We start from the raw sequence: 24,324 nt of genomic DNA on the forward strand, positions 1-24,324 counted from the left end.
CTTTACAGATCCAGACTGAACAGAACGCTGACAGCCATCACAATCAGCATCCCGCGGGAGAAGCCACGCGGCAGAAGCGTGCGCAGATTGTCCTCATTGGTAGCAGTCAGGCCTGTCAGACAGCCCCCCAGCCCCACCACAAACCCGACCGTGATGAATTTGAGCGGAATGACCAGATAATCTGTGGAGGACATGGCCACCACCACATCATAAAAGAACGTCCAGACCGGATTGGTGATCACCCCGGAAATACGGCTGATGATGTAACCGGTCAGCAGCGCTGCGAACGAGAACAGAATGCCCAGCGTAAAGCCGCCGACCGTAAATGCCAGTGTGCGCGGCATGACCAGCAGCAGAAACGGGTCCAGCCCCTGCGCCTGCATGGACCGGATCTGGCCGCCGGTTGTCAGCAGCCCCAATTCTGTCACGGACAACATGCCGTTACGGCCCAGCAGAAGAATACCCACCAGAATGGGGGCAATTTCCCGAATGACCACGTTGACAAGAATGGAGCCTGTCATTTTGGCAAGGCCCGCAAGCCCCAGCCAGTATATGGTTTGGGAAACAGCCGCCACGCCCGTAAGTGTGCCCGCAAACAGGGTGGCAATCAGACCGCCGCCGATTACGCTGTTCAGCGTTACACCAAACTCGTAGCAGACGGTTCTGCGCCATGAGTGGGAGCGGAAGCTTTCATAAATAACGCCCCATGATGCTCCGAGCATGATGAGGAAAAAACGTGCCTGATGCCGCGTGATGTGCCCAAGCCACGCCAGTTTTTCCCTGATCCATTCGTGCAGCACAAAAGGTCTGCGCTGACGGTGCGGGGTGACATCCCCTTCCAGAATGGGGTCCCGGTCTCCTCCGCCTTCGCGTGGGGCAATGTTGTCCTCACTCATCGGCGGGCTGCCAGAACATAGGCCTGCCCCAGACCAAGATGAGGCGCGAAAAATGTTCCGCGGCTTCGGAACAGGTAACGGTCACGCAGGGCCGCATAGACACGTTCGGTTACCTGAATAGTGCCCGCATCCGATGCACCCTGCGCCATGAGTTCGGCCAGAGAAACAGTCTGCCCCCACAGGTTGAACACCTGCGGGTCTGCGCCAACCGGCCCACCAAAGGCGGCCCCGTAGTCCAGCCCCATGGTGAACACGGGCTCCAGATCTGCTGCAGCAAGGGCTGCCATCAGCGTTTCACGCATGGTCAGCGCGGCATCAGCCATCCGGATAATAGCCGTAGCGTCTTCCTCGGTTGAGCAGCCCGCCATGCAGATCAGGCGGTGCCCGGCCACTTCCACCGCGAACAGTTTTCTGTCCTGCGCAATGCGCTGCACATCGGAAGCAAGCTGATTGATGAGCGCCAGCAGAGCCTGCGTTTCTGATTCTCCGTCCACCACGGGGTCAGAGAACGTGATGACCAGAACAGCCACGGCAGGATAGATGCCGGATGTTGTAACCGCAGCCACTTCCGGCGCACGCATCAGCATGTTGTCAAACTGCGTTGTCGGCAGAGAGGATGCCTGTTGCACGGCCTGAGTGCTGTGGTCCGCTCCGGCCTCGCTCGGGTGATCAATTTCCGGCGTATTCTGCGCTGCCGCAGCCAACCGCATGCCAGCAATAGCCGCAATGAGATCGACAAAATACACCAGATGCGGGGCCATGTTCGCATCTTCCAGCACCACGGCACCCGCTACGCCCCCGGCTTCATGAATGGGGTAGACGGAGAGCATGCGGGTTCCGGCCTCACGCATGACCAGCCGTTCAAATTGCGTGGTGCGTTCGTCAACCGCTGCATCTGCAACCGTAAAGGGCTCGCCTTCTTCCACCGCCTTGAAAAACGCATCCAGTTCAGACCGCGACATTTCAAACCCGCCAGAATGGGCATCCTGCTTTTCATCATACGAATCATTGCAGACCATGGCGGACCCATCATGCAGGAAGCGCCAGATACTCGCGCGACGAGCGTGGGTAACGTAGGCCAACTGCTCTGTCAGCACGAGGGAATCATTGGTCGGGTCAAACAAACGCGGCGTGGACGCCACCTGCTGCACGGCACCTGTTTCGTGCGTCACCTGAGCTTTCTGGCGTGCAAGAAGACGTGCGTTCCGTTCAGACCGCCTGACCTGACGGATCAGCAACCCGGCCAATATCAGGGAAAACGTAATAATCACGCCCGCAAACTGGAGACTTTGCTGGCTGCTCTGTTTGGCAAAGCTCGCAAAATCACTCTCCGGCGCGGACAGCAACAGGATCCAGCCTTCAGAAGACCCCGGCAACGGCGAGGCAATGGTCACATAGCGTTTCTTGTTCAGGGTAAAGGTCCGGGGGCCAAATCCACGCACCCGGTAATGATCATACCCACGGGCGAAGACGGGGTGCGTTTTGGGGTCCAGTACCATCTTGTTGGGGTCCCACCCGGCCGCTTCGGCAAGCTGCATCAGGTTTCGCCCAGCCATGACACGGCCCTTGCTATCAAGCACAATGGCGTTGCCGCTTTTGCCCACCTTGATGTTGTCAAGAAACGCGCTGAGTTCGTTCAACGAGATATTGGTCGCAAAAACCAGTGTGTGCCCATCCTGCCCCTTGAATCGCAGGGAACTGGTCATGACAAACTGCTTATCTGTGGGAAACAGATAAGGCTGCGTCCATTTTATCTGGTTGGTGCCATTTGTGTTCTGATACCAGGCCCGTTTGCGCGGATCATAATCCTTGGCATCATCATCAGCTTCACCCGTCTTGGTGCCATCAATGGTGTAATAGTCATGATGGAAAACCTGATGCCCATCCTTCACCTGCAAGGTGGTGCGTTCCTGCTCCTTCCCATCCTTGCCGTGGCGGGTAATCAGGGTAAAGCGCCCGCTATCATCGGCCAGGTAAAAGGACTGAAGCTGCGGCACGCTGCGCAACATGGCCCCACCATAGGAATAGAACACCTTGTCCTGCACTGCGGGCGGCACGTGTTCGATCATGCCGCTGGCAATCACATTCCCAGCCGAGGCCGGCATGATGTAATCGGATACTTCCTGCGCAATGTAATGTTGCACTGCTCCCAGCAGATCATGCGTGAGAGATTCCACGCCCGCCCGCGTGGTACGATAGGAATGCAGGCCGATTACGATAACGGCCACAATACCCAGAACAAGCGCCAGCAAAGGCAGGACCAGATGCAGCAGCACACGCCGCACGGACACATCGTGCTGGAGAGTTGGATCGACTATCTCATCAGAAGACACGTGATATTTTCCACTGACTTAACTGGCCACTGATCCCCTTTTCCCGCAGGGTGTTGACCCAATTCCTGCCTGAAAATCAGACAGATGCCGGAGCAGGCGTAAGAATTACAGGGTGCCCAGAAGTCACTGGCTTGTCCACCCTAAAGCGGGTGGCCCTCCCATTCCACGCATTGCTTACCTGCGTGCGCCGTTATTGCGCAGGCGGCCTTTCCATTGAGAGGCCTGCTGCTTGAGGGCTTCACCCCATCCTCAGTTTTTCATGGAAAAAACAGGAAGACGGAACAAAACGGCGTTTGTCCGCCCGCCTGTCCACTCAGTACCTGCCCGTTTTTCCGGCAGGCACTGAGGGAGAAATCGTCAGGTCCGCTGCGTCTACCTCTAGCCGATAACGCCAGAGATCACTTTTTGTCGGGTTCCGCATCCAGCCGAACAGAGACATCCAGCGCCTGCCCGAGGCGATTCAGCCCCCGACCCACGCTTTCCCCCCGCACAGCAACACATGCAGCGCCAAGGCTCAACATCAGATCCTTGCGGTCCCATGTCAGAGCAGTTCCTTCAAGCAGCGCTGCCGTCCCGCCGGAAACAGAGTAAGCCAGCCGTAGCGCCAGCCCCAGAACCACAGCTTTCTTCCACTGTTTTTCATCCAGCAATGTGCGGGAGGTGGAGAGAAACTCCGCGTCCAGATCAGCCGCATACCGAACAGCCAGCGCCAGAGAGAGCCAGGCGCGGGCTTCATGGTCAAACCCAACCCCTTGCAGGCGAAGAATACGCCAATACGTCTGCTCGGCCCGATATTCCGGGTGATCATGGCTTCCTACATCAGAAAGCCAGCAGGCAATCCGGCGTAAATGGGTCTGGCGTTGTGTCTCGTCAGCAAAAAGGGCGTTGGTCCACCGCATCAAAACATCAGGCAGTTTGATGCTTCGGCCCAGCCGGGCACACATATCCTGCGCCACCACGGTCATGGGGTCCTGCGTCAGGCAATCAGGGGCTACATTCAGCATGTACCACCCTTCACGCAGGCCATCTACGCAGAACACAACCCGGTCAGGCTGAACCTTGCGCAAAAGCCGACGCAGAACGGTTGCGGCAAAGGGAATATCATCCAGCCGCTTTTTGGGTGCCCCCGGCAGGCGTTCCAGACTGCGGCGTGGCGCATGCAGCAGCCAGCCGGTCATTTCCCGCGCTTCTTCCAAGCCCAGCGTATAGTAATGAACAATGTTGAGGGGGTAGTTCATGCGGGCAATGTGCAGCCGGGCGAGCGCACGGAAAGCGCCCCCCACCAGATACAGCGTTCCGCCCTTGACGGTAGGGAGCCAGCTTACCGCCCCGATATCCGCATCCGCCAACGCCTTGGCGGTATTGAGATCACCCTTGGCCCGATCGCTCAGACGGATCACGCCAAGCGGCAGGGTGTTGGCATCATGACGGCCATCGCTGGTGATGCGGATAAGTTCAAGAGAACCGCCCCCAACATCAGCCACCAGACCACTCGCACCGGGAATACCGCACATCACGCCAATGGCGGAGTGATCGGCCTCTTCCTCACCGGACAGAATACGAATAGGCACGTCGGGCATGTTGGCACGGAGTGCAGCCACAAAATCCGGACCATTTGCGGCATCCCGCACGGCGGCTGTCGCCAGAATTTCAAACGGTTCCGCATTCATGGCGCGGGCAATGGCATGGAAGCGGTCCAGCACCTCCATGGCCATGCTCACCCCTTCCTCATTCAGGCGGCCGGTGGCTGTAAGGCCACGCCCAAGGCGCAGCACCGCTTTTTCATTGAAAATAGGAACAGGGTTACGGGAAACGCCCTCGAACACAACGAGGCGCACCGAATTGGACCCAAGATCGACAACGGCCGAACGGCGCGGCGTATCAGTTTGCATGCTGGCGTTATTACTCTGGAACGCGCGCCGGGAAAACCCCGGTCACGCTGGCTGAGGCGGCCTGTTCACTCATCAAACATCAGATCCTTTGAAGACGGAAGAGACGCCGGTGTACGGATGGGTGCTTCATGCGCAGCAGACCCCCTGCCGGAAAGGGACGGATGCGTCATGAACCACTCATGCGCGGAGAACGGGCGCGCACCAGGTGTCAGCCTGCGCCACACGCCATTCTGTTCCAGAATCCAGGACTGAAGATTGTCCTTGAGGTTGGACACCATGATCTGTCCCACCATCTGCGCATGCACGGTTGGATTGGTGACCGGCACCATGCTTTCCACACGCCAGTCCATGTTGCGTGTCATCCAGTCGGCTGAGGACAGATAAACCTTGGCGTAACGAGATGGCAGACGATGGCCATTACCAAAAGCAAAAATACGGGAATGTTCCAGAAAACGCCCGACAATGGATTTGATCCGGATGTTTTCTGAAAGACCGGGCACGCCCGGCCGCAGACAACAGATCCCGCGAATGACCCCTATGATTTTCACCCCGGCGCAGGACGCCCGATACAGATGGTCAATCAACGCCGGGTCCACCAGCGAGTTCATTTTCAGCCAGATGGTGCCGGGTCTGCCCGCTTTGACATGGGCAATCTCTTCCTCAATCAGTTCCACCAGCGTACGGCGGATGGTGATGGGGGAAAAGGAAATTGCTTCCATTTCCGCAGGCAGGGCATAGCCGGTCACATAGTTGAACAGGCGGGCGGAATCCCGCGCCAGTTCCGGCTTGCAGGTAAAGAACGACAGATCAGTATAAATTTTGGCGGTAATGGGATGATAGTTACCGGTGCCAAAATGCGCGTAAGACCGAACCTGTCCGCCTTCCCTACGCACAACAAGACTGAGCTTCGCATGGGTTTTCAGGTCAGCAAACCCGAACACAACCTGCACTCCGGCAGCTTCCAGCGCACGGGCCAGCCGGATATTGGCTTCCTCATCAAAGCGCGCCCGTAGCTCCACCATGGCTGTAACAGATTTTCCGGCCTCGGCGGCCTCGATCAGCGCTTTGACAATGGGAGAGTCGCGCGATGTCCGATACAGGGTCTGCTTGATGGCAATCACGTTCGGGTCAAGCGCTGCCTGACGCAGGAACTGCACCACCACGTCAAAGCTCTCGAACGGATGATGCACCAGCAGATCCTTGGCGCGGATGGCGGCAAAGCAGTCGCCATTAAAATCGAGTATCCGTTCAGGAAAGCGCGGTGTGTAGGGGGTAAACAGCAGATCGGGGCGGTCATCCACAATCATCTGCTTCAGATCCACCACGCCGATCATGCCGGAATGGACGGCTATTTCCTCGGATGGCAGATCAAGGCCGGAGGCTATGGCCTCCGCCAATTCTGCTGGCACCCGTTTTTCCATATCCAGATGAATGACCACGCCGCGACGGCGCCGCTTGAGCGCACTTTCATATGAGCGGACAAGGTCTTCGGCCTCATCTTCAAACTCAACGTCGGTATCACGCACCACGCGCAGCATGCCGCTTTCCCCCACCGCCAGGCCGGGGAAAAGTTTGTCCATGCAGAGGGTGATCAGGTCTTCCAGACGGATAAACCGCACAACACGGGTGCCGGTAGCCTCACCTGGCTCAGTGGGGAGGCGGATAAAGCGTTCAACCTGTGCGGGCAGCAGAATAAGAGCGTTCATGGCGAACGCGCCGTTCTCGGCCGAAAGCAGGCGCAGGCCAAGCGCCAGCCCCATGTTGGGGATAAAGGGCAATGGATGCGCCGGGTCCACCGCCAGAGGGGTCAGAACCGGGAAAACACGGTCCATGAAGCAGGTTTCAAGCCATGAACGGTCTGCGGCGGACAAATCATCCGGCTCACACAGCACGACGCCGGCTTCATTCAGCAGGCCACGCAGTTCTGTCCAGATACGCTGCTGTTCCCGCAGCAGGGCAGCGCAGCGTTCCCGCACAGCTTCAAGCTGCTCAACGGGTGTCAGGCCGTCCGGGGAAAGTGCAACAAGCCCTTCACGCACCTGACCGACCAGACCGGCCACGCGCACGGAATAGAATTCATCCAGATTGCTGGCGCTGATGGACAGAAACCGCAGGCGCTCCAGCAGGGGATTGCGGGCGTTATCAGCTTCTTCCACCACGCGCTGATTGAAATCCAGCCAGGAAAGCTCACGGTTGATGAACCGTTGCGGGGTTTCCAGAGTAATTGGTGGGGGAACATTTTTTTTGCGGGGTGCGCGCGGGGCGCGGGGTGTGGTTTGTGTGGCGCGCCGCCTGCGGGCAGGCCGCGTGGCACCGGTGGATTTTGGTCGCTGCTTCCCCTGTGCCGTCACAAATATTTCTCCCTCGCCACTGTCACATTCCGGTGGCCGAATGACGCTCATTCAGCCCGTTTCTTTTGCCCAAGCAAAGCATACTGCAAAGCATTTGCACAGGAAAAGCGCCCGATATGTTACGGTTTTGTGTCAGCAGCACCCATCACAAAACGGAACAGGCCCGCCGGATTTCCCCGGCGGGCCTGCTGTTGAGGGGCAGATAAAAGCTGGAAGAAAGAACAGCTTACAGGTGCCCTTTAACCAGTTCATCCGCCAGCGCCTGATTTTTATAAACAGACTTCAGCGATTCCAGAATGGCAGCACTGTCCACGGCCACGGCGCGGTTGGTGCTTTCATCATAATAGAAATCCCCGCCCAGCGAATGAATATTGCCATCAAAGATCAGGCCAACGGCATGACCCTGCGCATCAATCACCGGAGAGCCTGAGTTCCCGCCAATAATATCGTTGGTGGAGACAAAATCGAACGGTGTGTTGAGGTTCACCCGTCCCTTGGCGTCCAGCCACGGCTTGCTCAGCTTGAACGGATCAGACCCGGTGGCGCGGTCATACAAGCCCGCGAAGGTGGTGAACGGCGCAACCTGTTTGCCGTTTTCATCCCAGCCCTTGACCTGCCCGAAGGACAGGCGCTGCGTAAAAGTGGCATCCGGGTAGGACGAAACACCATCACGCGCAAAACGGGCTTTGGCCATGGCTTCCGTTGCCTGACGGGATGGCGCTGCCACCTCGTCATCCATGCGCTTACGCAGCGCACGGGCCTGCGGCTCGATCTTGCGGGCCAGCACGATCATGGGGTCCTGAGAGGCCTCAATGGCCTTTGCGCCTCCTTTCCAAAGCGCCAGACGCACTTTGGGGTCTGCCAGCTTGCTGCCATTGACCAAAGAGACCGCCAGATCATCCGGAGCCGCCTTGCCCAGCACCTGTTTGACGCTTTCATCATCCGCGCCCAGCACCTGCCGCAGCTTGGTGAGCGAGAATGCCAGCTCCGTTTTTTCAAGGTCAGGATAGACCGGAGCGATGGACCCCAGTTCTGCTTCCAGCGCAGGCAGACGGCCATCATGGAACGCGGTCAGGCGCTCGGCATCGGGCTTCTGGCGTTCATATGCGCCACGCACCAGCAGCTTAGCGTAGGAGAACAGATCTCCCTGAAGGCCGAAAGAGCCTTCCAGCATGATGTACGGCTTGAAAATCTGCTGTTTGACGGCCAGAGCCTGTGCGTTTTTGGCCCATGGGTCCCCATAGGTTTTCTTGCGCCCCTCATCCGCGTTGATCCAGTCACGCAAACTGGCTTCGCTTTTGGCTTTGGCGTCCAGCAGTTTGGGGTCGGCCAGCACCGGCACGCGCCCACGATACACTTTCAGGCTGTTTTCAATCCCGAAAATACGTTCCTGCGCTTCCTGATGGTGCGCAACACTTTCGCGGCTGTACTGCCACAAAGCGCCATCCAGTGCGGAGTAATTGTCAATAACAAAAGGCACTGTCACGTTTCTGGAAAATTCCAGATCTGCCAGTGGCACTTCGCGCTCGGTGGAACCGGGGTTGCCGGATGTGAACACAAGTTCTCCATCCTTGGGGCCTTCGGCATCAAACGGCAGATAGGCCGCAACCTTGGCGGGCTTGCCGTTTTCATAAACCCGCAGGAACGCCATATCGAGGTCATAGCGCGGGAAGTTGAAATTATCCGGGTCCCCACCAAAGAAGGCCGTGTTCTGATCTGGCGCCATGACCATGCGCACATCCTGATACCGCCGATAGCGATACAGCGCTGTGCGCCCACCATGATACAAGCTGATCACATCGCATCGCCACGTCTTGGCGTCCGCACCGGCGCACTCTTTCTCAATGGCGCTTTCTTCTGCCTGACGCGCCTTGGTGTAGGCCTCGCCTTCCTTGCCCTTGAGGGCTGCCTGCATGCGGTCCGTCACATCCGTGATGGAATCAAGCTGGTTGAGCTCCATCGCCGGGCAGCGCTGTTCAGCCGCCGGATTTTTGGCGCTGTAGCCGTCCTGAAAGTAGTTGTGGGTCTTGTCAGATAGTTGCTGCAAACATTCATTCGCGCAGTGATGGTTGGTCATCACCAGCCCATCTGCTGAAACAAAAGAAGCCGAACAACCAAGCGCCAGCCGGGCAGACGCCTTGGTGACACGATCAATCCACTCTTTGGATGGCGTGAAGTGATACCGGTCCTGCATCTGCTTTACCGGCAGGTTATCCATTGTCCACATGCCTTCATCAGCATGGGCGTAGGGCACTATGGCAGGCGCACAGGCCAGCAGCGCCATGGGCACAAGTGCGTGCCTCAAAAATTTTGCCATGTTTCAATTACTCTTTCTGCAATAATGTTACACCATAACATTCGGTGAGCCGACTTTGGCTCAGTCGCTCCCTCAGAGCAAGCCTGTCATGCAGTTTGCAGGCGCATGTTTTGTAGCGCATCAAATGCAGCCCATGCTGCCAGACCAGGCGCTCAGTCCCGGTCTGTTTCCTGTTGAAGCAGGGTTTCCAGCACGGAACCAGCCAGTGCGCGGGTCACTTTACCACCCGAGGCCAACGCTGCCTGATCCAGAAGCGCGGCCATATCCCTGATAGCACGGGCATTGCGGGGTAAGCGCCGCAACAGCCACTCCGTAACGGGTTGCGCCACGACAATCTGCCGCTCCGCCAACAGGCGCAGAAACAGACGATGCAGCAATTCTTCTTCCGCCTGCCCGATCGGCACGGAAGCCGTTGCCCGCACACGGCTGGCAAGGTCAGGCAACCTGATTGCCCAGCGGGCGGGGGGCAAACGTGCGGCCAACAGCAACGCCATGCGTTGCTCCCGCACAAGATTGATCAGATGCAGCAGATCATGCTCATCCCGCACGTGGTCTGCATTATCCAGCGCAAGCGCCCGAAATCCGCCCTCGCTGAACAGATCAGCTACATCCCGCTCATTCAGGCGGCTGCCTTCAATAACCGGCGCACCATGCCGTGCCGCCCAAACGGATAACAGGTGTGTCTTGCCGGTGCCGCTTGCTCCCCATAGCGCCATGCGTCCCTCCGGCCAGCGCCACAGGGCTTCAGCATCCAGCACCCACGCCCGCGCAGCCGCATTGGAACGGGCCGCAACAAAATCGGACCTACCGAATCGGGGGCGATAGGCAAACGGCAGGGCAATCTGCTCGGCGCGCGCACGCTCCCGCCTGCTTTCCGCACCCGGTGCGGAAGACTGCGCTGGTGGCACGCCTGCCATATCTTTGGCCCCCGCACCGGGCTGCACGGGGGCATCCACCTCCCTTTCCGGGCCATTGGGGGCGTCTGACGCCGCTTTTGTTCCTACAATCCGTTTCATGCCGCTTTGCGTGTCGCTTCACCTGCCGTAAAGACTGTCCGCAGGGAAGCTACCCTACCCTGCCTGTTGCATCGACCCCTTATTCAGACCAAGAGCGCCCGCATGACGTCCAATTCTGCCAACACCCCGCCTTCTCCCCTGACATACCGTGACTCTGGCGTGGATATTGAAGCAGGCGAAGCTTTGATTGACGCCATCCGCCCGGCTGCCAAAGCAACAGACCGCCCCGGCACCATGGGGGGACTAGGCGGTTTTGGCGCGCTGTTTGATCTGAAAGCCGCCGGGTTCAAGGACCCCGTGCTTGTTTCCTGCACCGATGGCGTGGGCACCAAACTGACCCTGGCCATTGATACCGGCCTGCACGAAACCGTGGGCATTGATCTGGTGGCCATGTGCGTGAATGACCTGATTGTGCAGGGCGCGGAGCCACTTTTCTTTCTGGACTACTTCGCTACGGGGCGTCTGTCTGTAGAAAACGCAGCCAAGGTTGTGCGTGGCATCGCGCAGGGATGTGAGCAGTCAGGCTGCGCGCTGGTGGGTGGTGAAACCGCCGAAATGCCCGGCATGTATGCAGACGGGCATTATGATCTGGCCGGGTTCTCGGTTGGGGCGGCTGAACGGAACGCCCTGCTACCCGGCGCCATTGCCGAAGGGGATGCGCTGATCGCCCTGCCATCCTCCGGCGTGCATTCCAACGGTTTTTCTCTGGTGCGCCGCATTGTGGCCGATGCCCATCTGGCATGGACAGACCCCGCCGCCTTTGCACTGGGCCATAATTTGGGTGAAGCCCTGCTGGTGCCTACACGCCTTTACGTACAGCCGGTTCTGGCCCTGCATCGTGCGGGCCTGCTGCATGCAGCCGCCCACATTACTGGTGGCGGCCTGCCCGGCAACCTGCCCCGCATCCTGCCAGACGGGCTTGATGCCGTGATTGATGCCACATGGCCGGTTCCCCCCGTGTTCAACTGGCTGGCCCGCACCGGCAATGTCGCCAATGATGAAATGCTGCGCGTCTTCAACTGCGGCGTTGGCATGGTGCTGGTAACCCCCAAGCCTGATGAGGTTCTGGCCAGCCTGAAAGACATGGGTGAAACCGCAACGCTGATCGGCCATATTGCCAAAGCAGCAGAGAGCACAGCCAAAGCTGGCCTGCGCATGAAGGCCTGTCCGGATTTTCACGCAGCATGAGTGTTGAAAAAACACCGGTCGCCCTGCTTTTAAGCGGCCGGGGCAGCAATGCCACTGCCCTGATCCACGCCTGTGAAGCGCCAGATTTTCCAGCCCGTATCTGTCTTGTTCTCAGCAACAACCCGCAGGCTCCGGGTCTGGACGTGGCGCGTAAGGCTGGCCTTCCTGCCAAAGCCATAGATCACCGTCCCTTCGGGAAAGACCGCGCAGCCCATGAGCAGGCCATTCATGCCTGCCTTGAAGAATCTGGTGCGCAAGCCGTGTGCCTTGCCGGTTACATGCGCCTGCTAACGCCGTTTCTGACCACCGCATGGGCAGGCAGGATGCTGAACATTCACCCCAGCCTGCTCCCCTCCTTCCCCGGCCTGCACACGCATGAACGGGCTTTGGAAGCCGGAGTGCGCATTCATGGGTGCACCGTGCATCTGGTAACGGAAGGCATGGATGAAGGGCCCATTCTGGGGCAGGCCGCCGTTCCTGTGCTCCCCGGCGATATGCCGGATGATCTGGCGGCTCGTGTTCTGCACGAAGAACACCAGCTTTATCCGCTTGCCCTGCGCCGCTTTCTGGACAAAGGCGCGCCTTCCTGCCAAGCCCAGAGCGTGCTGCTGGTGGCCTGAGCCTCAGCGCGCTTCCTTTTACGTTTTAGCCAGACCCGATAGCCAGACCTGATAGTGAGTTGATGACAGCAGAATCCCGCCCCCGCAAACCCAGACAGCGCGGCGCTTCCCGCCCGGGAAACGCCCCTCAGCCTGCTGATCCGACGCGGGATGTGGCCTTTGATATCCTGTGCGGCGTGGTGGAACACCGCCGCATGCTGGAAAACAGCCTCTCACGCTCGGCTTCGGAGCATGACGCCCCACCACGTGACCGGGCCGCGGCACATCGTCTGGCTGCCGCCACGCTGCGCCATATGGGCACATTGCGTATCGTGCTGGAGCCATTTCTGCGTAAGGAACCGCCGGAACCTGTACGCGTGGCGCTGATGATGGGCTGCGCCCAACTGCTGTTTCTTGAAACACCACCCCATGCCGCAGTAGGCACCACCGTCTCTCTGTTGCGCCGCCGCAAGCTGGCTCCCTTTGCAGGCTTGGCTAACGCCGTATTGCGCAAGGTGGCTGATCAGGGCCCGGCCCTGCTTGAAGGGCTTGATCAGGCACGGCTGGATATTCCCGCATGGCTGTGGAGTTCATGGAGCACCCTCGGCAAAGGTGTGCCGCGCGCCATTGCCCGTGGCATCAGTCAGGAAGCGCCGCTGGATATCACGCTACGCCCCGGCGCACCTGTGCCTGAAGGCGGAGAAGTTCTGCCCAACGGATCTGTGCGGTTCCCCGCCGGGACGCGCGTGACCGAACTGCCGGGGTATGAGGAAGGGGCATTCTGGGTGCAGGATGCCGCTGCAACGCTCCCCGCCCGCCTGCTGAACGCCCAGCCGGGTGAAAGCGTGGCGGATCTGTGCGCCGCACCGGGCGGCAAAACCGCCCAGCTTGCTGCAACAGGTGCCAGCGTGACTGCGGTTGAACAGAACGCCAACCGCATGACCCGCCTGCGTGAAAATCTGACGCGCCTGTCCTACCCCGTAGAGATTGTGCAGGCCGATGCCGCCACATGGAAACCGGACGCCCTGTTTGACGCCATTCTGCTGGATGCCCCCTGCTCCGCCACAGGCACGGCACGCCGCCACCCGGATGTGCTGTGGGTCAAACGCCCGCGCGACCTTACAGCCCTGACCGCCGGGCAGGATCGTCTTCTGGCGGCAGCAAAAGCCATGCTCAAACCGGGTGGGCGGCTGATCTACGCCGTATGCTCGCTGCAAGAGGAAGAAGGGCCCGCTCGCGCCCGTGCGGCAGCGGCCATGGGGCTGGAACCTTCACCCTTCACGCCAGAAGAACTGCCTTTTCTAACCGAAGCGCTAACGCCGGAAGGCTGGCTGCGCACGCATCCCGGCCAGTGGGCTGACAAAGGCGGAATGGATGGCTTTTTTGCGGCCCGGTTTACGTTGCCCAAAGCGTGATACCATCACAACGCAGAAAAGACGTGAAAACCCCACTCAACGGAGTTGCGCGGCACGGCGGGATTGCGGATAACCAGTCTTATGACTTCCTTAACGCGCCCGCTCATTGCCCCCAGTATCCTTGCCGCTGACTTCGCCCGCCTGGGTGAAGAAGTTGACGCCGTTATCAAAGCCGGAGCGGACTGGATCCATCTGGATGTGATGGACGGGCATTTTGTGCCCAACATTTCCTTCGGCCCGCAAATTGTCAAAGCGCTGCGCCCCCGCACCGCTTTGCCCTTTGACGTGCACCTGATGATTGAACCGGCGGACCCGTATCTGGAAGCCTTTGCCAAGGCCGGGGCCGATCATATTCTCATCCATATTGAAGCCGGACCGCATGCACACCGCTCCCTCCAGCAGATCCGTGCGTTGGGTGCCAAGCCGGGCATTGTGCTCTGCCCTGCCACGCCGCCGGAAGCGATAAGCGAAATTCTGGATATGGTGGACGTTATTCTGGTCATGACCGTGAACCCCGGCTTTGGCGGCCAGAAATTCCTGTCCAGCCAGTTGCCCAAAATCCGTCGCCTCCGCCAGATGATTGCGGAAAGTGGACGGGATATCCGGCTGGCAGTGGATGGCGGGATCGATTCTCACACAGCGCATCAGGCCATTGCGGCAGGGGCAGACGTGCTGATTGCAGGCAGCGCCATTTACGCCCAACCGGATTACAGCGCCGCCATTGCCGCATTACGGCCAGAAATTACCGTATCCTGAACCTTCTTTTTCGTCTTGTGGGGCGTTTATTCTGAACCCCCGCAGTCAGATCACCTCTAGCCCCGGAGCACCCACCATCTGATGCCCCTGCGCCGCTGGACCCGAACCGCCCGCCTTGCCTACGCCATGCGTAATCCCTTGGGCGGCTTTGGCCGTGTGCCGGAAGGCCCGGCCCAGACCTTGCGGGACCCATGGCCCGGTGATGCAATTGTGGGCGAAAAACTGGTGCGCAACCAGACGCTTTTTCAAGGCGAGCTCCGCAACCTGCAACATCGGCAGTGGGATAATCCTGCATGGCCGGATGCCTACCGCAGATGGCTGCAAAGCTTTGTCTGGCTGCGGGATCTGCGAGAACTGGGGGCAGAATCCGCCCGCATCAAAGCGCGCAGTCTAGTGGCAACATGGATTGCCATGCCTGCGGCCGACCGCCCCATTTCCGACCCGTCCATTACCGGCGCACGTCTGGCTGCGTGGCTGTCCTATTACGAATTTTTTGCCGCCGCCGCTGATGACGGATTTCGGAAATCCCTGATGGCGGCTCTCATGATGGAAGCCCGCTCCATCATGGCTCTCATGCCCGAAGAGGTACAAGGCTGGCATGCGCTGACCGCCCTGAAAGGCCTGCTTGCCGTTGCTGTCGCCATTCCAGATCAGCCGGAATTTCTCTCCCGCTATCTCCGGTTGATAGATAACGCTATCAGCGAGCAGTTTCTGCCGGATGGTGGCCCCGTAACCCGCTGCCCGGAAGACCAGTTTCAGGCTGTGCGTGAACTGGCTGAAATGCTCAGCATCCTTCAACTGGCGCGCCTGCCGCTCCCCACCACTCTAATGGAAGCGGCAAACCGCGCTGCTCCCGCCCTGCGCGCCATGCGCCATGGAGACGGCGGGCTGATGCTGTTTAACGGCAGTGCGGAACAAAACCCCCTGCTGGTGGAACATGTGCTCAACCGGGCCTCCCGCAGTCGCGTTCTGGCCGCAAGCCTGCCGGAGACTGGCTTCCTGCGGTTGGCCAGTGGGCGTGCTCTGCTGCTTGTAGATGCAGGTGCCCCTGCCGCGCCAGGGCATGACAAAACCGCCCACGCGGGCATGTTATCCTTTGAATTCTCGTCTGGCAGGCAACGCCTGATTGTTAATTGTGGTGCCAGCACCCAGCGCGGATGGGCTCAGGCGTTGCGGCAGGCGGCAGCGCATTCCGTGCTGGAATTTGCAGATATCTCCCCCATGGTGGTTGACGCCACGGGGGCCGTTATCAAACGGCCAAAAATCACCCGCACCCATGTTACGCAGGATGGCGCGCACTGGCTGCAAATGACGCATGATGGCTATCAGCCACAAGGCGGTGGCCTCTATTCCCGCCAGCTTTATCTGGGCAAGGATGGCCAGACCCTTCGGGGTGAGGAAACGCTGCATGGCGGCACGCGGGCAGATTTCTGTGTCAGGTTCCATCTGCACCCCGAAGTTATGGTTGAGCAGGTAGAAAATGGTTTTCTGCTTTATACGCAGGAAGAAAGCTGGCTCTTCCAGTCAGATGCTCACGCAAGCGTAGAAGAGAGCGTGTATCTGGGTGGCCCGGAACGGGTGGCAACGCTCCAGATTGTTCTGTTCCCCACGCTGCCCCCTGAGCCAGAACCGCCGCCCGTGGAAGAAGAAAGCGCCGCTGCCGTGGAAAACGGTGAGGACGCGGCAACAGAACACGCGGTTAACCCCTTACCAGTGGCCGAAGACACGGGCGTTCTGGAGCCACAGGACACGGCCAACGACGCTCCCCCTTTCATACCAGAAGAGCCGAGCGTTCCCCCACAGGAAGACGCCTCTCTCCCCCCTTTGCCGGAAGAAGAAGAGCCCCTTCCGCCCTTGCAGGAAGAGCCTGCGGCCGAGCAGTCTCCCCTGCCGGAAGAAGAGGATGAATACGCACCGATCATGCGTGATCCTCCTCCCGCCGACAGCGTGCCCTCTCTGCTCGCCGGGGTTGCGCATCTGCATTACACACCACGGCAGAACACCGCGAGCATGGCGGAATCCCTGTTTGCCGAACAGAACCGCACCCCTGCGGCAGAAGCCGCTGCGGCACGGCAGGCCAGAAAGGCAGAAGCCGCTCGCGCCTCCAGCGCGGAGCCGGTTTCTGCCCCTTCCAGCTTGACGCCGCAAGCCGCGTTGCAACCACCGCTCTGCCCGCCTATCCGCTGGGCATTGTCTCTGGTGAGTGAATAAGTCGTGGTGTCGTGAAAATTCTGGAAATCACGAACGTCGATTTTTCACTCACCCATTTCCTGCTGCCGCTGATGCGCGCCTTGCGGGAAGACGGCCATGATGTGGTGGGGGTCTGCGCGGAAGGCCCTCTTCTTGCCCAGCCGCGCGCGGAAGGTTTCCGGGTGAAGGCTCTGCCGTTTGCGCGGTCCTTTTCCCCCTTGGCGCAGGCCCGCGCCTTTCTGGCGCTTGTCCGCCTCATACGGCGCGAAAAGCCTGATCTAGTCCACGCACACATGCCCATAAGCGGCGTGCTGGCACGGCTGGCAGCCAAGCTATGCGGCGTGCCGCGTATTGCCTACACATGCCATGGGTTTCTGTTCAATCAGCCCGGCTCGCACGCACGCCGTATTCTGGCATTGGTGCTGGAAAAACTCTGCGGGCATGTCACGGATATTTTCCTGACAGTGTCACAGGAAGAAGCTGAGGACGCACGCCGTCTCCATATTCATCCGCACCCCATCGCCGTTGGTAACGGGCGGGACAGTACACGCTTCCGCCCTGATGATGCCGCGCGCGCACGTATCCGGCAGGAAGTGGGCACATCAGAGCATACACCCGTTATTATTGTTGTCTCCCGCCTGGTGCGCCACAAAGGCTATCCGGAATTGCTGGAAGCCATGCGCGCCGTGCCGCAGGCAGAACTCTGGGTGGTAGGGGAGCGCCTGCCGTCCGACCATGGCAGCATGCTGGATACCTGTTTTGAACAGGCCCGCATTGCCCTCGGCCCGCGCTTGAAATGCCTTGGCTACCGCACGGATATTCCCGCCCTTCTGGCTGCGGCTGATATCTTTACGCTACCCAGCCACTTTGAGGGGCTGCCCATGTCCATCATTGAGGCCATGCTGACAGAACTGCCCGTGGTCAGCACCGATATCCGCGGCCCGCGCGAACAGGTGGTGCAGAACGTAACGGGCCTACTGGTTCCTCCCGCCAACGCGACCCGACTAGCTGAGGCTTTGCGTATCCTCACACAGAACGCCGCGCTTCGGGCTCAGATGGGCACCGCCGCCCGCGCGCGTGCCCTCGCCCTGTTTGACGAGCGTGTCGTGCTGACCAGAACGGTGCGCCTTCTGACAGAGACGGCCTGACAAGAGACCGTTTAAAAAGCACGCCAGAATGGTCTGGCGCATCTTTTGCAGCGAAATACGCTGTGTTTTGCCAGAAAACACGCGACTACGCTTTTAGAGCCGCGTTCTCTCCCTCACCTACTTCAGAAAGACCCGGCACTCTCAACGGTCAGCAGCTCAATCAGCCTCTTACTTACCAACCACAATAGTCCTTGCCCCCCATAGCAACGATACAGCGAAGTGAGCCCGCCATCGCCGCTTGTGTGACCATTTTCATCTGGCCATTTCGTCAGACATGTCATGAAAATGTCGTACCCATCGCGCAATAATATCTGTAGCGCCACGGGTGGCACTGTTACACTTGCCTCCATGAAAAAATTCCTTCCAAGCCTGTTAGGCGCGGCTCTTCTGGCGCTCACCAGTGGCTGTGCTTCCTCCCCCACATCCTCCACTGCCTGGCAGGGACCGCCTGCCGTTATTCTGGTATCTCTGGATGGGTTCCGTGCGGACTATTTATCCCGCGGGCTGACACCCCATATTCAGGCTCTGGCGCAAGATGGCGTAACCACGGAGGGCATGCATCCGTCTTTCCCCTCCATCACATTCCCCAATCATTATACGCTGGTCACGGGCCTGCGGCCCGATCACCACGGGATTGTTGGCAACACCTTTTATGATCCGGACCATCCCGACCAGAAATTCACCATGCGGAGCACGGATTCCTTCTGGTGGAGTGAGGCCGACCCGATCTGGGTCACAGCCAAGCAGCATGGCCTGAATGTGGGGACATTGTTCTGGCCCGGCTCTGAAAGTGCCGTGCATGATACGCGGCCCGATGAATGGTTGCCCTTTGACTACAAGATGTCTGACACGGACCGCGTGGACAAACTGCTCTCCTGGTATGATGCCCCGGCAGAAAAGCGTCCGCATTTTTCAACCCTGTATTTTAACGTGGTTGATACGGCGGGCCATCATTTCGGGCCGGAGTCTCCCGAGGTCAACGCAGCGCTTCAGGATGTGGATGCGGGAATTGGCCGTCTGGTGGACGGTCTGAAGAAGCGTCACATTCCTGCCGATATCATTGTTGTGGCTGACCACGGCATGGCCAGTGTGGGCAACGGCCAAATTATTGAAATGGACAAGGTTGCGCCCACTTCCAGCTACAGATGGGTTACTGGCGGGGCCTATGCCGGGGTTGATCCCCTTCCCGGTAAGCAGGCAAAGCTGGAAAAAGCATTGCTGCGCCCGCATGACCATATGGAATGCTGGAAAAAGGAGGCTCTCCCCGCCCGCTTCCACTACGGCACAAACCCGCGTGTTCCCGCCTATATCTGCCTTGCCCAGCAGGGGTGGGTTATTCTGGAAACCACGCCCGATGCGTCAAAAGCCCCCATTCGTGGGGAACATGGGTATGATCCTGCCCTGCCGGATATGAGCGCTCTTTTTGTTGCGCACGGCCCTGACTTCAAGCCGCATCAGGTTCTGCCTCCGTTTGACAACGTGGATGTCTATTCCCTTGTCATGGCGCTTCTGCATATTCCCGCCAACCCGAGTGACGGCAACCTGAAGCCCTTTGAATCTGTGCTCACCCCCTCAACGCAAGCGCAGTAAACCAGTCCGGACAACGATCCGGCTCCTGAAACAGAAAAAGCCCGACCACCATCCGGTGTTCGGGCTTTTTTATAGGGCTGCCTGAAATATCAGCCGAAAACTGTAAAACCGATCAGGAATGCGCACCGGGGGCCGGGTGTGCACTCTCCGTAGCGGGCTTGGACGGCTTGAGCAGACGGACGGTCAAACGGGAAGGAGACGCAGCAAAGCGGGCTCCGCTGCGGGTATAATCCAGCCGGATGCGCACGCCGTTATCATTTTCCATCAGCACGCCGCTTACACCGCGACCCACCGTGGCCTCGCCTGAAAGCGCCCAGAAAGTGCCCTGAAAATCTTCAATCCGCTGAAGGTTGTACACCTTGCCGACGCTATCACCCGAGGAATAACCAACCGCTGCGGCAGAAGCACCCTTGACGGAAAAAGGATATGTGCGGCCACCGTAGGTCAGCACCCCGGTTCCCCATGTGTAGCCCAGACCCAGATCAGCAGAACGTGTGTGGAAAGAAACCTCGCCGGTTACAGGTCCCAGCGGAGACTGGGCACACGCGGTAAGGGACCACGAGCCGCACAGGGCCAAGGCAGCAACAACGCGAACAGATGCAGAGCGCATCAAGAGGCTCCTTACTTCAAACAGACGGGCCGCAAAATTTCCGGGGGTCCAGAGGCAGCGTCTGTTTGTTGTGCCATGTTTTCCAGAAAGAAGAAACATGGCAGACTCAACAAATGACCACAGTTTTTTAAAAACTGAAGCAGGAAACCGTTACGCGTTCCACACGGGTTCTTTGATCTTGGCAACAAACGCGGGTGTGCCGCCAGTTCCTCCGCCGTGGGCACAACGCGCACCACGCGGCGCTGAGCCGGGCCTTCATATGTGACGGAGGGGGCCTGCTCACCATCCGCCACCAGCCCCAGCCCGTGCTGACGGCCGCCCATCAGCTCCAGATACACATCAGCCAGCAGCTTGCAGTCCAGCAGCGCATTATGTGTGGTTCGGGCAGACAGATCCACACCAAAGCGGCGGCAAAGCGCATCCAGACTGTTGGGCATGCCGGGAAAACGTTCCCGCGCCATGTCCAGCGTATCCACCATCCGCGCCATATCCAGCGGCTTGTAGCCCGCGCGCTTCAGTTCCGCATTCAAAAAGCCAAAGTCAAAACGTGCGTTGTGGGCAATCAGCGGATCATCGCCAATAAAGGCCAGAAACTCATCTGCAATTTCGGCAAATTTGGGCTGCCCTTCCAGATCCGCCGCCGTGAACCCATGCACGCGGGATGCTTCTTCCGGCACGTCACGCTCGGGGTCTATCAGCACACGAAAATTTTTGCCGGTGGGCAGGTCCCCCACCAGTTCCACCGCTGCAATTTCAATCACCCTGTCCCCGGTGGCCGGATCAAGGCCGGTGGTTTCCGTATCAAACAGGATGGAACGTTTCATTGCTTCAATGCCTTGAGTAAGCAGCGCACCTGCCGTCTGGTTTCGGGCAGCGCCACGCCTGTTTCTATCACTGTGTCAGCCAGCCGCCGTTTTCTGGCGTCCGGCATCTGGCGTGCAATCAGCTTTCGGGCTTCGGCCATAGGCACCCCGCGCCGCCGCGCCACACGCGCCGCCTGCACCCGGGCAGGAGCGGAGACCACCAGAACATGATCACACATTTTCTGGCCCCCTGTCTCAAACAGCAGGGGCACATCCAGCACCACCCACGGCGTGCCGACACGCCGATAGTGGGCCAGAAAACGGTTACGGGCTGCCCATACCATGGGGTGAATCACCCGTTCAAGCTGCTTCAACAATCCCGGATTGCCTGTAACAGCGCGCCGCAACACCGCACGATCCAACCGCCCATTCTGCACGGCATCCGGCACCAGTCTGGCTATGGCAGGCAATGCAGGACCATGATCGGCCTGCAGGCGGCGCACGGTCTCATCCGAATCAAAAACAGGCAGCCCCGCTTTTTTCAACATGGTGGCCACGGTGCTTTTGCCCATGCCCATGCCGCCTGTAAGCCCCAGAATATGCATGCCCCGATGCGTACGCACGTCTTGCCCTGCCTTTGTTCCGCTCAGACGCTGGCGCGCACGTAGGCTTCCAGATCAGCATCCACTTCCGGGTCGTGCCCGAACCATTCCCGAAAGCCCAGACGCGCCTGATGCAACAGCATTCCCAACCCACCCAGCGTTTTGAGGCGGTGCTGTTCCGCCTCGGCCAGCAAAGGTGTCAGGCGCGGTACATAAACAATATCCGCCACCACCAGATGGCGAGCGGCATGGCGCAGGCTGGGCCGGAACATCGGGTCCGGTCCGCCTTCCATACCAAGGGATGTGGTGTTGACCAGCAGGGTATACGCACCAAGCTGCTCCTCCCACACGGACCACGGCACCACGCCCAGTCCGGGCAGAGCCTCGGCCAGTTTTTCCGCGCGCTCCGCCGTACGGTTGGTCACAGCCACCTCCATGCCATAATCCTGCAACGCTGCGGCGACCGAGCGGGCCGCACCACCCGCCCCGAGCAGAAGGGCACGCCCTTTGGGGGCCAGTCCTTCCGCTTCCATGCTGGCTACAAAACCATCCCCATCCGTGGAGACCCCGCGAATACGCCCATCCGGCTGAAACACCAGCGTATTCACAGCCCCGGCACGCAGCGCGGAATGATCCAGATCATCCGCTATGGCATATGCTGCTTCCTTGTGAGGAAGGGTCACGTTAGCCCCTCTAAACCCCACGGCCTGCAACCCCCGCACCGCCTGCACAAAATGGGCGGGCTCCACAGGCAAGGGCACATACGCGCCATCAATCTGATAACGGGAAAGCCAGTAATTATGCAGCGCGGGTGAGCGTGAGTGCGAAACGGGCCAGCCCAGCACGCCAGCCAGCCGGGCTTTGCCTGTCAGAATTTGGCGAGGCACAGGAGGCATTTTCGGGTGTGCGGTCATGCCATAGCCCCTTCCGCATCAGCTTGCGCGCCGGGTGTTACCCCATAGGTCTGGCAGAAGAGCGCCCATGCCTGCGGCAGCAACCGCGCCAGCCGTGCGGCCCACTCCTCCTGCCCGGCGGGGTGATCGATCAGATCCTGCCGGATTTCAATTTCCACATGGGGTAACTGCCGTTTTTCTCCATGTGTGGGAACCGTGTAATCAGAGGTATCGGTCAGGGCGTAAGGCTCATTATCGCCTACGGTCAGCCCTTCCTTGCGCAACAGTTCCATCAGAAGAACGGCCAGCCGGTTGTCATGATTATGAAGTAACCCTACCTGCCACGGACGCTTCAGGCCGCCCATTTCCGGTGTAAAACTATGCAGCGCCACCACCACAGTCGGTCGCCCGGCCTTTAGCCGCGCATCCAGCTCCTGCGTAATCCGCGCATGGTAAGGATGGAGAATGGTATCTTCCCGATACGCAATCTGCTCCGCCGTAAGCGCATGGTTGGCTGGAACTGGTGTGCCATCACTGATTTTGACAATGGAGGTGGGATGACCGGGCGCGCGGTTACAATCAATCACCAACCGCGAATAAACCTGTTCTATCAGCACAGCCTGAAGCTTCTGCGCCAGAGCGCGCCCCACACCGTCTATACCAATATCCCAGCCAATATGGCGGGCGCGGTCTTCGGCGCTCACGCCCAGATCACCCAGATAAGAAGGCACAGCCCGGCCAGCATGATCGCTGACCAACACAAACGGGCCGCCGCCATCCGTTCCGTAAACTGCCACGCAGGGCGCTTCCTTCTCGTCCGTCATTGCCTCGCCCGTCATGCCCTCTCTCAATCCAGCTCTTTCACTATCACTCTGCCGCAACCCGCATACTGATGGCGGCGTTAGCAGACACCACCAGCAAGGAAAATCCATTCTTCCCGAAAGGGGTAGTCCGGAACAAACCAGCTCTGAACAGCCAACCCTTTCAGAATGATCGTCCCGAAAGGTCTTCCCTGCCGGTGCTCTCCTCGCGGGTGCCGATCACAAGGCGCCTTTCAAACGTGGCCCTACTCAACCTTGCCCCTAAAGTTCGGTCAAAACTCGCCCCCACTTGAACGACTGATCCCGTTACCTGAGAAGGTCATCCACCCCGCCGCCATACGCGAGAGCAGGGCAACCATAACTGGGTATCCGCTTTCCGCTACGTTCTTGCGGTGAAAGGCGTTAAGCTACGCCCTCCGTCATTCTCATTCTGAACCGGACGCCTCACAAGATTCGTCCGAAAAATGCTCCTTATTTTGCGCCTGCCGTCCGATTAAGTAGACAGACGCAAAATTCCCATCCGCCCGATAGGGCAGACGCGCTACGCGCAGCCTCTTAGCTGGTGGCTTTGGGGGAAGAGACAAATACGCCTACTTCATCGGCGCTTTCACGCACCAGACCGGCATCATCACGGGTCAGCCCTTCGGCGTCCAGGCCGGAGTCGTCAAGCGTATAGACCCAATAAACGGGGTCCGTGCCGTTGAGCGATTCTTCCCCGCCCTGCGCATAGGTGCGAGATGCCACATACTCCGCGCCCCGCATTTTTTCTTCCAGCCGCTTTACGGCTTCAATAGCGCTGGGGGAGCGAATCACTTCAAGCAGGATGTTGGTGCCCGGATCAATCACACCAAAGGTTTCAAGGTTTTTTGTGGCAGTCATTATAAGAAGCTCCTGAAATTCAAGT

At 59.3% G+C, this 24,324-nt stretch carries 18 protein-coding genes and 1 pseudogene; 7 read left to right on the forward strand and 12 right to left on the reverse strand.

Features of this window, described 5'->3' with window-relative positions; translation table 11 throughout:
• Nucleotides 1–2: 2 nt before the first annotated feature.
• From ASN_RS00980 to ASN_RS01005, 6 genes are all read right to left on the reverse strand, one after another.
• A complete protein-coding gene (locus tag ASN_RS00980) occupies nt 3–896 on the reverse strand; it encodes an MlaE family ABC transporter permease (RefSeq protein WP_058986950.1) in 894 nt (297 codons plus the stop codon).
• The gene (locus ASN_RS00985) at nt 893–3,229 is read right to left on the reverse strand and encodes an adenylate/guanylate cyclase domain-containing protein (protein ID WP_058986951.1); all 2,337 of its coding nucleotides are present in this window, start codon (nt 3,227–3,229) and stop codon (nt 893–895) included. The genes ASN_RS00980 and ASN_RS00985 overlap by 4 nt, the downstream gene beginning before the upstream one ends.
• A 398-nt stretch (nt 3,230–3,627) precedes the next feature.
• Nucleotides 3,628–5,121 carry a Ppx/GppA family phosphatase gene (locus ASN_RS00990; protein ID WP_006557249.1) on the reverse strand — a complete coding sequence of 498 codons (1,494 nt, stop codon included), beginning with the start codon at nt 5,119–5,121 and terminating at the stop codon, nt 3,628–3,630.
• Nucleotides 5,122–5,186: 65 nt separating this feature from the next.
• On the reverse strand, nt 5,187–7,523 hold the full coding sequence (locus ASN_RS00995) for an RNA degradosome polyphosphate kinase (protein WP_099048271.1): 2,337 nt from the start codon (nt 7,521–7,523) through the stop codon (nt 5,187–5,189).
• A 175-nt stretch (nt 7,524–7,698) separates the two neighbouring features.
• Nucleotides 7,699–9,789: a S46 family peptidase gene (locus ASN_RS01000; RefSeq protein WP_058986952.1), complete on the reverse strand. Its 2,091-nt coding sequence runs from the start codon at nt 9,787–9,789 to the stop codon at nt 7,699–7,701.
• A gap of 152 nt (nt 9,790–9,941) precedes the next feature.
• Nucleotides 9,942–10,706 carry a P-loop NTPase family protein gene (locus ASN_RS01005; protein WP_058989033.1) on the reverse strand — a complete coding sequence of 255 codons (765 nt, stop codon included), beginning with the start codon at nt 10,704–10,706 and terminating at the stop codon, nt 9,942–9,944.
• A gap of 201 nt (nt 10,707–10,907) precedes the next feature.
• Between ASN_RS01005 and purM the strand changes: the two genes are divergently transcribed.
• The 7 genes from purM (at nt 10,908) to ASN_RS01040 (ending at nt 19,691) form a co-directional block, all read left to right on the forward strand.
• Nucleotides 10,908–11,993, forward strand: coding sequence for a phosphoribosylformylglycinamidine cyclo-ligase (gene purM / locus ASN_RS01010; RefSeq protein WP_058986953.1), 1,086 nt, complete (start codon nt 10,908–10,910; stop codon nt 11,991–11,993).
• Nucleotides 11,990–12,613 carry a phosphoribosylglycinamide formyltransferase gene (gene purN, locus ASN_RS01015; RefSeq protein ID WP_058986954.1) on the forward strand — a complete coding sequence of 208 codons (624 nt, stop codon included), beginning with the start codon at nt 11,990–11,992 and terminating at the stop codon, nt 12,611–12,613. The genes purM and purN overlap by 4 nt, the downstream gene beginning before the upstream one ends.
• Nucleotides 12,614–12,675: 62 nt before the next feature.
• Nucleotides 12,676–14,007, forward strand: a complete 1,332-nt coding sequence (locus ASN_RS01020; RefSeq protein WP_058986955.1) for an RsmB/NOP family class I SAM-dependent RNA methyltransferase — start codon at nt 12,676–12,678, stop codon at nt 14,005–14,007.
• 81 nt (nt 14,008–14,088) lie between these two features.
• A complete protein-coding gene (rpe, locus tag ASN_RS01025) occupies nt 14,089–14,763 on the forward strand; it encodes a ribulose-phosphate 3-epimerase (RefSeq protein ID WP_058989034.1) in 675 nt (224 codons plus the stop codon).
• An 81-nt stretch (nt 14,764–14,844) separates the two neighbouring features.
• Nucleotides 14,845–16,974, forward strand: coding sequence for a heparinase II/III family protein (locus ASN_RS01030; protein ID WP_058986956.1), 2,130 nt, complete (start codon nt 14,845–14,847; stop codon nt 16,972–16,974).
• Between the two features lie 11 nt (nt 16,975–16,985).
• Entirely contained in the window at nt 16,986–18,101 is a 1,116-nt protein-coding gene (locus ASN_RS01035; protein ID WP_058986957.1) for a glycosyltransferase family 4 protein, read from the forward strand.
• Between the two features lie 279 nt (nt 18,102–18,380).
• On the forward strand, nt 18,381–19,691 hold the full coding sequence (locus tag ASN_RS01040; RefSeq protein WP_058986958.1) for an alkaline phosphatase family protein: 1,311 nt from the start codon (nt 18,381–18,383) through the stop codon (nt 19,689–19,691).
• Nucleotides 19,692–19,803: 112 nt separating this feature from the next.
• Here the strand turns inward: ASN_RS01040 and ASN_RS01045 are convergent, their stop codons facing one another.
• The 6 genes and pseudogenes from ASN_RS01045 to ASN_RS01070 all read right to left on the reverse strand — a co-directional run bounded on the left by ASN_RS01045 (nt 19,804) and on the right by ASN_RS01070 (nt 24,299).
• Nucleotides 19,804–20,301 (reverse strand): hypothetical protein, encoded by a 498-nt coding sequence (locus ASN_RS01045; RefSeq protein WP_058986959.1) that lies wholly within the window; start codon nt 20,299–20,301, stop codon nt 19,804–19,806.
• 150 nt (nt 20,302–20,451) lie between these two features.
• A pseudogene (gene dnaQ / locus ASN_RS01050) lies at nt 20,452–21,125 on the reverse strand (DNA polymerase III subunit epsilon).
• Complete coding sequence (gene coaE, locus ASN_RS01055) at nt 21,122–21,709, reverse strand: dephospho-CoA kinase (RefSeq protein WP_006557235.1); 588 nt, start codon at nt 21,707–21,709, stop codon at nt 21,122–21,124. The pseudogene dnaQ and the gene coaE overlap by 4 nt, the downstream one beginning before the upstream one ends.
• Nucleotides 21,710–21,750: 41 nt before the next feature.
• On the reverse strand, nt 21,751–22,620 hold the full coding sequence (locus tag ASN_RS01060) for a shikimate dehydrogenase (RefSeq protein ID WP_058986960.1): 870 nt from the start codon (nt 22,618–22,620) through the stop codon (nt 21,751–21,753).
• Nucleotides 22,617–23,423, reverse strand: a complete 807-nt coding sequence (locus ASN_RS01065; RefSeq protein ID WP_099048332.1) for an N-formylglutamate amidohydrolase — start codon at nt 23,421–23,423, stop codon at nt 22,617–22,619. Before ASN_RS01065 ends, ASN_RS01060 begins: the two co-directional genes overlap by 4 nt.
• A 552-nt stretch (nt 23,424–23,975) precedes the next feature.
• On the reverse strand, nt 23,976–24,299 hold the full coding sequence (locus ASN_RS01070) for a hypothetical protein (RefSeq protein ID WP_039903225.1): 324 nt from the start codon (nt 24,297–24,299) through the stop codon (nt 23,976–23,978).
• Nucleotides 24,300–24,324: the final 25 nt, after the last annotated feature.

This window comes from Acetobacter senegalensis (assembly GCF_001499615.1).
Lineage (GTDB): Bacteria > Pseudomonadota > Alphaproteobacteria > Acetobacterales > Acetobacteraceae > Acetobacter > Acetobacter senegalensis.

What these genes read in the sequence shown, in the direction of transcription:
- ASN_RS00980 (WP_058986950.1), bottom strand. Translation starts at nt 896, where the DNA reads ATGAGTGAGGACAACATTGCCCCACGCGAAGGCGGAGGAGACCGGGAC.
- ASN_RS00990 (WP_006557249.1), bottom strand. Translation starts at nt 5,121, where the DNA reads ATGCAAACTGATACGCCGCGCCGTTCGGCCGTTGTCGATCTTGGGTCC.
- ASN_RS00995 (WP_099048271.1), bottom strand. Translation starts at nt 7,523, where the DNA reads ATGAGCGTCATTCGGCCACCGGAATGTGACAGTGGCGAGGGAGAAATA.
- ASN_RS01000 (WP_058986952.1), bottom strand. Translation starts at nt 9,789, where the DNA reads ATGGCAAAATTTTTGAGGCACGCACTTGTGCCCATGGCGCTGCTGGCC.
- ASN_RS01005 (WP_058989033.1), bottom strand. Translation starts at nt 10,706, where the DNA reads ATGGCAGGCGTGCCACCAGCGCAGTCTTCCGCACCGGGTGCGGAAAGC.
- purM (WP_058986953.1), top strand. Translation starts at nt 10,908, where the DNA reads ATGACGTCCAATTCTGCCAACACCCCGCCTTCTCCCCTGACATACCGT.
- purN (WP_058986954.1), top strand. Translation starts at nt 11,990, where the DNA reads ATGAGTGTTGAAAAAACACCGGTCGCCCTGCTTTTAAGCGGCCGGGGC.
- ASN_RS01020 (WP_058986955.1), top strand. Translation starts at nt 12,676, where the DNA reads ATGACAGCAGAATCCCGCCCCCGCAAACCCAGACAGCGCGGCGCTTCC.
- rpe (WP_058989034.1), top strand. Translation starts at nt 14,089, where the DNA reads ATGACTTCCTTAACGCGCCCGCTCATTGCCCCCAGTATCCTTGCCGCT.
- ASN_RS01030 (WP_058986956.1), top strand. Translation starts at nt 14,845, where the DNA reads ATGCCCCTGCGCCGCTGGACCCGAACCGCCCGCCTTGCCTACGCCATG.
- ASN_RS01040 (WP_058986958.1), top strand. Translation starts at nt 18,381, where the DNA reads ATGAAAATGTCGTACCCATCGCGCAATAATATCTGTAGCGCCACGGGT.
- ASN_RS01045 (WP_058986959.1), bottom strand. Translation starts at nt 20,301, where the DNA reads ATGCGCTCTGCATCTGTTCGCGTTGTTGCTGCCTTGGCCCTGTGCGGC.
- coaE (WP_006557235.1), bottom strand. Translation starts at nt 21,709, where the DNA reads ATGCATATTCTGGGGCTTACAGGCGGCATGGGCATGGGCAAAAGCACC.
- ASN_RS01060 (WP_058986960.1), bottom strand. Translation starts at nt 22,620, where the DNA reads ATGACCGCACACCCGAAAATGCCTCCTGTGCCTCGCCAAATTCTGACA.
- ASN_RS01065 (WP_099048332.1), bottom strand. Translation starts at nt 23,423, where the DNA reads ATGACGGACGAGAAGGAAGCGCCCTGCGTGGCAGTTTACGGAACGGAT.
- ASN_RS01070 (WP_039903225.1), bottom strand. Translation starts at nt 24,299, where the DNA reads ATGACTGCCACAAAAAACCTTGAAACCTTTGGTGTGATTGATCCGGGC.